Source organism: Blautia sp. RTP21359st1_E11_RTP21359_211015 (genome assembly GCF_040910705.1).
Classification (GTDB): domain Bacteria; phylum Bacillota; class Clostridia; order Lachnospirales; family Lachnospiraceae; genus Blautia_A; species Blautia_A fusiformis.
In genome coordinates this window covers 1-1,567 of record NZ_JBDGAB010000119.1, presented here as the reverse complement: position 1 = coordinate 1,567, position 1,567 = coordinate 1, and the positions used below count along the sequence as shown (strand labels likewise).

The following is a 1,567-nucleotide window of genomic DNA, read 5'->3' as shown; positions in this document are numbered from 1 at the left end:
CCGTCACACCATAAAGGTGCTCCGACTGCTCGTGGGCGCACGGTTTCAGGTACTGTTTCACTCCCCTCCCGGGGTGCTTTTCACCTTTCCCTCACGGTACTGGTGCGCTATCGGTCACAGGGTAGTACTCAGGCTTGGATGGTGGTCCACCCAGGTTCGGACCGGGTTTCACGTGCCCGGCCCTACTCAGGGACCGCGTCGCGCCGTCCGGTCTGGGTTCGCGTACGGGGCTGTCACCCGCTGCGGCCGGCCCTCCCATGCCGTTCCGCTCCCCAGCCGGACCTGCGCCCGGGGGCGGCAGCCCCCGGATGCGCGGCCCTGCAACCCCGTCGGCGGAACCCCTGCCGGGTATGCCCGCTCGACGGTTTGGCCATCGGTCCCCTTTCGCTCGCCGCTACTCGGGGAGTCTCGAGATTGATTTCCTCTCCTCCGGGTACTTAGATGTTTCAGTTCCCCGGGTTGTCCTCCCCCCGCCTATGTGTTCAGCGGGGGGATATGCACACTGCTGTGCATGGGTTCGCCCATTCGGAGACCCCCGGGTCGAAGGATGTGTGCTCCTCGCCGGGGATTATCGCAGCTTGCCGCGTCCTTCATCGGCTCCCTGTGCCAAGGCATCCGCCGTGCGCCCGTGGTATCTTGCGGGACCGCATCGGGCCCGCGGGATATCCACGTGTCGCTAAAATAAATTAATCGATATCATGAATAGCGCTCGTATGTCGCAATTCGGGTATCTCATACCGCGGCACAGTAGTTGAACTGTGCTCGCGATCAGATGCTCCTCACTCATATATAAGTGAATTCTTCTTGTTTGGATCGGATGAATGATTGCTATCATTCTGTCTGATAAATCGCAGAAAAGAATCGAGTCTGGAAGAATTGGATCTTCCATCTCTCTCCTATCGCTATGCGGCTCTCAAGGTACGCGGGTGCGACCCCGGGGACCGGGTGCTGCGGGGACTTACTCCGGGCGACATCAACCGGACGGGCTCCTGCCCTCTATTCGAGTTAAAGTGTTTTCTCTCTAGAAGATTTATCTCCCTAGAAAGGAGGTGATCCAGCCGCACCTTCCGGTACGGCTACCTTGTTACGACTTCACCCCCCTCACCCTCCACACCTTCGGCGCCTCCCCCCTTGCGGTTGGGCCGGCGACTTCGGGTGCAGACGACTCGGGTGGTGTGACGGGCGGTGTGTACAAGGCCCGGGAACGCATTCACCGCGGCATGCTGATCCGCGATTACTAGCAACTCCGACTTCATGGGGGCGGGTTGCAGCCCCCAATCCGAACTGGGGCCGGCTTTCCGGGATCCGCTCCCCCTCGCGGGGTGGCATCCCTCTGTACCGGCCATTGTAGCACGTGTGCAGCCCAGGGCATAAGGGGCATGATGACTTGACGTCGTCCCCGCCCTCCTCCGCCTTGACGGCGGCGGTCCCGCGTGGGTTCCCGGCATCACCCGATGGCAACACGCGGCGGGGGTTGCGCTCGTTGCGGGACTTAACCCAACATCTCACGACACGAGCTGACGACAGCCATGCACCACCTGTATGGGCCTGCCTCTTATACACATCT

General features: G+C 61.5%; 2 rRNA genes. Both read right to left on the bottom strand.

What is annotated here, in order from left to right:
- Window positions 1–642 (bottom strand): 23S ribosomal RNA (locus AB5026_RS18930); the annotation flags it as partial.
- Between the two features lie 400 nt (window positions 643–1,042).
- Window positions 1,043–1,567, bottom strand: a 16S ribosomal RNA gene (locus AB5026_RS18925); the annotation flags it as partial.